Annotated in this window: 4 protein-coding genes and 2 pseudogenes; all 6 read right to left on the reverse strand. The window is 55.8% G+C overall.

The window, feature by feature from the left end:
- Positions 1–55: 55 nt before the first annotated feature.
- Positions 56–3,070 carry a DEAD/DEAH box helicase gene (locus BLX89_RS06455; RefSeq protein ID WP_075289801.1) on the reverse strand — a complete coding sequence of 1,005 codons (3,015 nt, stop codon included), beginning with the start codon at positions 3,068–3,070 and terminating at the stop codon, positions 56–58.
- Between the two features lie 712 nt (positions 3,071–3,782).
- Positions 3,783–4,220, reverse strand: a complete 438-nt coding sequence (locus BLX89_RS06460; protein WP_075289802.1) for an acetyltransferase — start codon at positions 4,218–4,220, stop codon at positions 3,783–3,785.
- Between the two features lie 390 nt (positions 4,221–4,610).
- Complete coding sequence (locus tag BLX89_RS06465) at positions 4,611–5,783, reverse strand: MFS transporter (protein WP_075289803.1); 1,173 nt, start codon at positions 5,781–5,783, stop codon at positions 4,611–4,613.
- Between the two features lie 57 nt (positions 5,784–5,840).
- The gene (locus tag BLX89_RS06470; RefSeq protein ID WP_075289804.1) at positions 5,841–6,380 is read right to left on the reverse strand and encodes a helix-turn-helix domain-containing protein; all 540 of its coding nucleotides are present in this window, start codon (positions 6,378–6,380) and stop codon (positions 5,841–5,843) included.
- A gap of 319 nt (positions 6,381–6,699) precedes the next feature.
- A pseudogene (locus tag BLX89_RS06475) lies at positions 6,700–8,049 on the reverse strand (methyl-accepting chemotaxis protein); the annotation flags it as partial.
- Between the two features lie 984 nt (positions 8,050–9,033).
- Positions 9,034–9,358, reverse strand: a pseudogene (locus BLX89_RS24605) (non-homologous end joining protein Ku); the annotation flags it as partial.

Here is a 9,358-nt window from a genome sequence, read left to right on the forward strand (position 1 = left end):
GAGGTTGAGCTAACCCGACCTGACGCCGCCCCAGCACAGATCGAAACGAGCCATACTAGCTGACCTGAGCAGCCTCCCCATTCTTGTCTCTTATCAACGCTGCGCCGACTTCCCCAACAATCTCCACTAGGGTCGCGTAGGGGATTGCGTCTACATCAGACGGTGTCCGACATCCGTGCTGCAGTAGCGCGAGATATTGACCACGGGAGAGTCCGGTGATTTCAGTGAGTAACAAGGCCTTGGCGGGCAATCCAAGCTCAAGGCGATCTAGCAGCTCTGACAGGCCAACCAGAAGCTCAGGTTTCTCGGGATACATCACTGCGAATATCTGATGAGCTGACCGAAGGTGAAATCGAGTGGCATCGCCGACGCGCACAATATCCCCGTAGCTAACGTTTCCCTGGTAAGGCGTATAGCTGTACCGCCTCTCGATCTCTTCCACTTCGATTCCATCAAGCCAGTCATAAAGGATGGCGGCACGCTTGCATCGCTGCCAATATGCAAATTCGTCAGCTGCAAACCGCTGTAGTGACCTGACGGCTTCAATTCCGTAGCGAGCAGATGCCTCAGACACGCGCGCACTTTCGCCCCGACCTCGTTTGAAGATCGAGACGTACGCTGAATCCATTTCTTCGAGGACCTGGATTAATGCCAAAATCGAAATCTCATCGACCGCGATATTGGTTTCCCTAAGCAGCCCAACCAACCGGAGACTCGACTCGAATGCGAGGGACGATGAACCGCAAGCTTTCCCGAGGAGCGAGAGATGCACCATGTCATCCTCCATCTCAGCGAGACCAAGTTTCAACATTCGTTCCACCAGAGCGGCTACATCGGCGCTGACACGTGTCACCCAATCTGGATTGGAACGAGAAGCCGTATATCCGCCGAAGGTGTTCACCAGTAGTTGCGGGATATCGCCAGCGCGGACCGCTCTTACCTGGCTGAGCAATCGAAGTGTCCAAGTCGCTAGGTCTTTCTGCTGAAAGGACGACCGCACATCCTCGGGCGCACCGAGAACATATCTGTGAAAAAGCTGAGCGCGCTCCATCGGCGTCTCTGCAAGGATGATCGCCTTGCCAGTCTCGTTCCAGCCGAGGCGGCCAGCACGACCTGCCATGTTCTTATATTCGGCAACGGTAAACGGCCTGCCGTCCTCACCGACGAAATTGTTTTCCGCCAGGATGACGGTAGATGCGGGTGTGTTGATCCCAGCAGCAAGCGTTGTTGTAGCCGCCAGCGCATGGATGCCGCCATTGCGATCACGGTACCCTCTCTCAACTGCTTCCCGTTCTGCTCTAAGAAGGTTCGTGTTGTGAAACGCGGTTCCGCCCTCAAGGCAGCGCCGCAGATGCCGGGACGCTGAAGAAAGGTCGCGTTCTGGAAGAGCAGCTAGGACCGAAGATGCTGGTGGCAGACCAAGTTCATCCGCGAGATATGCAGCACATCCTTGAGCGGGGCCGCGAACATTGCGGAAAACGATGATTTTTTCTCCGTTTCGGATCAATTTTTTTGCCAAGGGCACGATGACGTCTTGCGAACTGGGCTTGTCCCGACGCTGACGAATTTCACCATATTCAAGCAGTTGCTCCTTTCGAACGATGCCGTCGGCTCCAACGCTCTGAAAGGTTCCTGATCGATCCAGAACTCCTTCGATTAGCGGTACAGGGCGAACGTCCCTTCGCAAAACTGGCAGCTGCAGCCACTGATCGAAACCATTGAGGCTGCCGATGACGGCAGACAACACTAGCAATTGCGGTTTGATGCCGATTTCGCGGTTTCGCAGAAGCATCGCCAGGATCAGTTCGACCGTGATACCTCGGTTGGGATCGGTGATAAACTGACCTTCATCGACCACCACCAGACCAAGCTGCGAGAGCAGCTTCGGTGACCCCAGCGCGATATTGAGGAACATCTCGTAGGTAAAGAACGCGATATCGTAGCGGCCCGTCATCACCGACGAGACGCCATCAGACGCATCGCCGCTGCAGCGTGCAACACGCAATCCCGCGCTGCCGTAGCGAGCTGAGAAGTCCTCGAATTTCTCGTTCACAAGCGCGCGGTACGGCAGAAGGAACACAGCTTTTTTGCCAGACGTAACGTTCTGAGCGCTCGCGAGTTCTCCGACAAGCGTTTTGCCTGAGCTGGTTGGCGCGACGACAAGGAGTGAGTTGCCCGCCAGGACTCCATAATCATTGACTGCCGATAGCTGAAGGGGATTGAGCCCCTCCGGAAAATCCTTCTTCCAGATATTGACGACTTCAGGCGGGAAGCCGAGGTGCTCAAACTCCGCGAAATCGCCGCTGACCTTCGTGATCCCATGTTCCGGAAACGCAGCAAGGTAATTCTCGCCCCGCTCAAATCGGGGGAAAGTGAGCCCGCCCTGAATATGGCCGAGGAATTCCGGGGTCTGTGTGCGACCCATCTGTTGTGCCGCAACCCGTGCAGCTCCAATAATAGCTCCAGCGATCTCCGGAAATGCGACCGACGTTAGCTCAGCGTTGGTAAGTGCCTGGATGATCGAGTAGGTCAGGACGCCATGGCCACTGCCTGGTTGCTCCCATGCCGATTCATCTGGACCGCAAGCTGCGAACAGCACGCGGCCTTCACCGAATATGCCTTCGTAGGGCGAAAAGGAGCGTGGTCTTCCCTCGGTTTCAAGGACGCGGGCAGGGGCCTGGCCGCTGAAGCAGCAATCGAGCACGCAGAGGATCACGCGTGCCTTACTCCCAGCAAACGCATCAGCCAACTCGGACATTGGAAGCGTTGAATTATCGAGGTCAGCAAGCGAGGTGTCTGAAAAGACGAGGCGACCGTTCGCCGATCCGTGTCCCGCGAAGCTTAGAATAACGACATCATCAGTTTGGGCTTCCGACAAAGCAGTAAGGATAGCTCGACGCGAATTCTCGATAGTGGCGACATCATCAAGCAGAAGTCTCGATTCTAGATCGGGGATGTTATCGGAGAACAAGGCCCAGAGCGCACGAGCGTCATCGCACGCACCGCCCAGTTCACCAATTTTAGGGTCAACATGCTTATTGATCCCTATGAAGACACCACGAACGGACATGGCAACACCTGACGTTTTGCAGCTTATTAACTGCTCAATAAGGGGACCTACATATCATTCTGATCCAGCCCTTCCAATCACTCTCGATGGTTGCGTATCCCGTCGAACCTTGAGCCCCATGATGCCGTAAGTGCTTACTTATACCCTCTTAGCGCGATAGCGGTCAGATGCCTTGTCGGGTCAACGTGGCTCTCACGCGGATGACCAGCAGTTTCTTCGGCTCGACACCAGCGGACGCCTTCTCGCTCAGCTTGTGACTGTGACGGACAACAGCGTGTGCGGCGAGAATGACCCGGTTTTCTAGGGTCCAATAATGAATGTTATCGGTCATCAGGCCCGACAACAGGGCAATTTTGACTTTTGAACCTACCGTAATTTAGCTTCCAATGGGCCGGAGAACCGCCCGGATTTCCTCAGCCACGTCTGCAATGTCAGCATCAGGATAGACAGAAGGAGAACGGCACCAGGGACCGTTGAGAAGTCCCGGGTCCGACCCGCGCCATTAAGCAGGATAGGAAGAGTTGGTTCCAGCGCCTCGGCGACGTCGTGACATTCTCAAGTGCAATGTCTAGGCATCTGGCCCCTTAACAACGGGGAGAGAAAGACGCACACGCGAGAAAACCCGTTCCCAGGTCTCTCGTGTCAACTCCTTCGCAGCACAGATGATGTCGGTGCTAAGCAATGCCCTTGGTCGCGTTGAGGGTTCAAACAATCAGCCTAGATATTCCAAGTGAATGAGTGGATATCGTCTGCCTTGTCCGTCGACTGGCGAACGCCCTGTATGCCTAAACCCCATTCGTTCATAGAAGCGAACAGCTTGATCATTCTGCTCGTTGACGTCGGTCGTCATTTTTGGATGAAGCGTGAGGCCATGCTGTACAAGGGCCGCACCAATGCCTGCTCCTCGCCGGGCGGGATCAACGAATAGTGCCTCCATGTGCCCGTCCTCGATCAGCATGAAGGCCAGCGGGTAGTCATTTTCATCAACTGCTAACCAAAGTGGAGCACGCGGAAGGAAATCGCACACCATTTCATCAATGGCGACGCGATCCTCAGGCGTTAGAAAATGATGAGTAGCGTCAACTGCGCCTCTCCAAATCTCGATTACGCGGGTGCCCTCGTCCGGGCGCGAAGGTCGGATCAAAATCATGGTCTTCGACTACAATGCCTAATTTACCGAGTAAAGTCAGTTGCTCAGTAGCCCTCCATTCCGCCGTCGGTTCTGAATCAGGTTCGGCATGAGCCGTTGTGCTTGGCCAATTCGAGTGGGGAGTTAACTGAGCCGCTGCTTGATAACAAACTGAAGGTGTGCCACGCGCACATGATGAACGCGTGCTGACTGCGGTCTGGCTACTGCGATCCCGGGCGTCGTGGCACGATCTACCTGAACCCTATGGTCCGCGCACTACCCGCCGTATTACCGTCGCAGTTGGGACCGCCCCGGTTGCCCCTCTTTCCGGCGGAGTGGATGTTGACCCCACGATACGGTTCGGCTGGTTTTGTCTGTCCTGGTTGTCACAGGAATTTATTCAAGCGCCTTCTACAGCGCGAGACGGTTGCTGCTCCCGATCCGAAGCGCCGCTAGAGCACCTGCCGAAACCACTGCCGCCAAGCCAGCGAGAGGTGCCACGCCTTGCATGAGAGACGGCGCTGCCACTGCCGTTCCTGCCGCTGCCACTCCGAGGAAAGTCAACACGACCATCGCAGCGGCGCGAGAATCGTCGCCATCCGCTGCTACTATAGCGCGATGGAACCCCACCGGTCCTCTAATCCCAAAACCGATTCCGTTCAGTGCAAAAAGCGGGATGATGAAGGTGAGGGCTCCAACGCCGAGTGAGGAGACGATGAAGATGGCCAGGAAGGTACCTGCAACGGTGGCAGTCCCTCCCCAGATCACCCGCTCAGCGCCGTAGCGCTTCGTCAACCTGGGTGAGACGACGGTACCTAGGATGAAGAAAGACACTCCTACAACTTGCATGAGGATGAAAGAAGTCATCGGCAGGCCCATCCCTTGGGTAAAGGCAGTCGGAGCACCAAAGACAAAGATCATGATGCTTCCAAGCGATAACGCCTGGCTCAACGCGTATCGAAGGAAAAGCGGCGTGCGTAGAAGGGCGAAATAGCTCCCGCCACCTGACCGCTGATGGGTGGCAGGTTTTGGCAGGAGGATCACGGAAGCGATGGTGGCGACAGTGGCAGCGGCGGCCATGGTCACGAATGCCAAGCGCCACCCGCCGAGCTGGAAGAGAAACAAGCCAGCTATTGGAGCAAGTGCAGGAGCCAAGGACTCGATTGAGCCAAGCCACCCTAGGACCCGGGGAGCCTCGCGGTCACCGTAGATCGTCCGTAAAAGTCCTGGAGCAAACACAGCCGGAGCCGCGCCAAACGCCCCCTGAAAGGCCCGCAGAAGAACCAGCATCCACAAGTCTGACGCAAACGAGGCGATGAAGGACACGCAGGCAAACAGTGTCAGAGACGCGGAGAACAGAAAGTTGCGCTCGACGCGATCTCCAAGTGCGCCAAAGCTTAACAGACCGATTGCCGTGCCAAGTGTGTAGGCTGCAAGTACATATTGAGCCTCTATGACGGTGCCTCCAAGGGCCTGCGGCAAGTACGGGACGGAAGGGAGGATTAGATCGACGCCAGCGACGCCCAGTACGGTGCCTGACGCGATGACCAGAAAAACAATTGAGCGTGGAGCGGAGTTTGCCATGCCCGCTTCTGATCCGAGATTGTTCACAACGCAAGGCGTGGGGCACATCAGAATATTTTATTCAGGCAGCGTAGTCACCAACCTGCAGGTGGTCCCGTCTGCGAGACAGACGCGCTCCCAGCAAACGCTGCTCTGCCTGATAGGAAGGTCAATATTTCCGTTGTCTGCGGTTACGAAACTTACCTCGCCGACGAGATCATCGAACCACCCTCTGTCATTAAGCGTCTGTTCAACCAACTCGATGTCTGACGTTGCAAAGGGTCTGAGCGACGCTCCAAGTAGATCGTTGCGATCCAACCGCCACTCCTGCCAACGGGCTGGCGAGGCGGCCAACAGCTTGTGCGACCGGTCCTCAATAAGATGCGTTGATAATGTCGTATGATCTACGAGCCGTGCCAGTGCACGGTCCACTTGTGCAGAAGGCTTTGCGAAGTGCCTTTCGATCAAGGCAGCTTGTGCGGGCTTCAATTCTATCAACCCGCGTTCCAGTCGCGATAGCGTGGGCTGACTTACCTGAAGCAGTTCCGCCATATGCTCCTGCTTGATGCCATGAAGCCGACGCAGTCGACGAAGATTGGTGAACTGAGTGGAACGCACTATGACATGTCCTCATGGATCAGGAGAAACGGTCAAAATCTGCTTCTTTCCAAACGGCAATGTTGCATGGGGAAGCACTATCACACTTCCGACATCACAACCGGAGCCAAATTCGTAGGAAGCGACCTCACGTGGTTGGCAGTGATTACGGGCTGACGCACACGTATTTTCCGCTGTTTTGTCAAGGCGTTCGCGGCAGCCGGGTAAACGGGATCGTTACGTCGTTCAACGTCGTACAGTATCACAGCGGAAGTAGGTCCCAAATAGAAGAGCCGCCCGACGGCGGCTCTGAGACTACAAGTTCTTGGCTCGGGCCCGTTCAGAACTCTTGCCAGTCGTCTGCGACGGCTGCGGCTGCCGCTCCGGTACGTCCGCTGAAGGCTTTGGCGATCTTGCCGACCATGGAGCGTGGAGCAGAGGCAGTAGATGCATGAGTTGCAGGTTTGACGGGTGCAGCTCTGGACGTGCCGGTCGCGAAGCTGGCTGCCGTGCCGAGCTGAAACTGCGAAACAAGCTCACGCAGACGACTTGCTTCGTTCGCTAAGGTCGCACCGGCAGCACTGGCTTCTTCGACCATGGCGGCATTCTGCTGCGTTACCTGGTCCATCTGGTTGACGGCCATATTTACTTCGGACAGCCCGATGGACTGCTCCTTGGCCGACGTGGCGATGGAGTCCATGTGCTGGTTGATCGTGACAATATAAGCCTCGATCTTCTTGAGGGCCTCGCCCGTCTCGCTGACGAGCTTCACGCCAGTCTCGACTTCAACTGTCGATTTGCCGATCAGGTCCTTAATCTCGCGTGCAGCCTGGGCCGAACGCTGTGCCAGCTCACGCACTTCCTGCGCAACCACTGCAAAGCCTTTTCCTGCTTCACCAGCGCGAGCAGCTTCAACGCCTGCGTTTAACGCCAGGAGGTTAGTCTGGAAGGCAATGTCGTCAATGACGCCTATGATGTTAGAGATTTGTCCCGACGAGTCCTCGATGCGTCCCATCGCGGTGACGGCATTGGCAACAACATTGCCAGACTGACGGGCGCTCTCGTTAGCTTGAACTGCAACAGTCCGGGCTTCTTCTGCTCGTTTGGTCGAGTTCGCAACATTCGTCGTGATCTCGTCGAGAGCAGCCGCCGTCTCTTCAAGCGAAGCCGCCTGCTGCTCCGTGCGTTTCGAAAGGTCTTCTGCACTGGAACTAATCTCGCGCGAACCGCCGTCAATGGCATGCGTCGCCTGAGCGACCGCCGCTAATGTCCCACGAAGCTGCACGATGGCGCGATTGAAGTCTTCCCTCAGCCCCTCGAAGTTTTGCGCGAAGGCTAGGTCGAGCTGGAAGGATAAATCACCAGAGGCCAGATGCTTTAGGCCTTCAGCAAGACCCTGCGTCGCCTGCTCCATCTCTTCAGTGCGGACACGATCCTGCTCGGCTGCACGTCGGCGCTGTTCTTCCGTCAGGTGGCGCTGGTTTTCCGCTTCACCTTCCAGCCGCTTGTTCTCGACCGCGTTCTTGCGGAAGACCTCGACGGCTGCGGCCATGTCGCCAATCTCGTCAGCACGGCCTGCAAAGGGAATGGCGGCATCGGCATCACCGGACGCAAGGTTCTTCATCGAGCCGGTTATCAGCTGGATCGGCTGGGCGATGCTGTTAATTGAAAACCAGATCGCTCCAATAATGATGGCGAAGCATCCAATGGTTGCTGAATATGTCCAGAAGGTCGTGGTTCCATAGGCTTTTACGCTAGCATCGTAAGCCTCTGCGCTATCCTTGGTATCGTGTTCCAGAAGATTTGCGAGTGCTACCGTCTGAATCATCTTTCGCCGGAAGGTATCCACGCGGCCGGGTCGCTTCGGGACCTTCCCAACGTGGTGACTGATCCGTTGTGCCTGCAGCACCGTCTCTTCGACTTCGATCCCCGTTTTGGTCTCCATTAGCCAATCTGTTCCAACCTCAATGGGTGAACACTAGTTCCGGAGACTTGGGTAAGGCGGTTACTTGCTAGACTGTAGTTCGGCAGCCAACCTTAGGGCACGGAGGCGAGCGGTTTTCTCTTCACGCTCTCTGGCTTCTTCATCGGTAGCTTCCGTGGCTACCTTCGTGGTGTGTTCAAACATGGCCGCGCGTTCTCGCACGGTCAGAGTTTTTCTGATCCTGCTTACCATCGTTTCCATCGCTATTCGGGTCGCAATGAAAAATGGTGATCGGCGCGACAGTTTTCAACATTAGAACTGCACTCAAGGTCCGGGAGAGTCTTGCTTAACCGGACCGCGATTTTGAGGAAAAAAAGGGCGCTTCAAGGGGAAGGAAGCGCCCGGAAGAATGGGAGTGCGCCGGATGAAAACCGGCGGCCCCAAACAGACTCTGTGGTAGTTTGTTCCCAGCGCCAACACTGAGGGCGATTGTTCTCATCGTAAAGAACTAGGGCGTTATAGCGGTGTGCTTGTCCCGTTGTACTCTGGGTCGTCAGGAAAATTTTGATCGTCGAACCAAATGTGATCGGCGAGGTCCGAGAGCGAACGGACCGCTTGTTCGCGCGACCAACCCGCTCGGATTGCTTCGTCTACCAGAGCGATAAAAGCCGGTTCCAAGGCTTCCTGGCATTCCATGTCGTCATCTCGCGGGTTCGCATTTGGTGACCTGATCATGATGTCTTCCTCGCTTCAGCTTGCTTTCCTCGTCTGGCGATCTTTTTCGAGCGACTTCCTCAGCGCATCCATGATGTCGATGACATTGCTGTCGTTCGCAGCGGAAACGGATTTGTCCTTTTTGCCCTTCTTCCTCGGCTTCAGCTGATCCTTCTTCTCTGCAATGAGCTTCAGGAGACTTTCCTGGACTGGATCGCTGGCCATTTCCGGCGTCCAGTTTTTCGTTTGCTTTTTGATGACCTTCTCAATTGCGGAGACGACCTTCGTGTCGGCTTTTTTATCAATTTCCTTGAAATACTCAGTTTCGGGACGGACCTCGTTGCCGAAGCGAAGGGTCCAC

Origin of the sequence: Pararhizobium arenae (assembly GCF_001931685.1) — a bacterium.
Taxonomy (GTDB): Bacteria; Pseudomonadota; Alphaproteobacteria; order Rhizobiales; family Rhizobiaceae; genus Pararhizobium; species Pararhizobium arenae.

Excerpts from the sequence above, each read along its gene's own strand:
- BLX89_RS06455 (WP_075289801.1), bottom strand. The coding sequence starts at position 3,070 with ATGTCCGTTCGTGGTGTCTTCATAGGGATCAATAAGCATGTTGACCCT.
- BLX89_RS06460 (WP_075289802.1), bottom strand. The coding sequence starts at position 4,220 with ATGATTTTGATCCGACCTTCGCGCCCGGACGAGGGCACCCGCGTAATC.
- BLX89_RS06465 (WP_075289803.1), bottom strand. The coding sequence starts at position 5,783 with ATGGCAAACTCCGCTCCACGCTCAATTGTTTTTCTGGTCATCGCGTCA.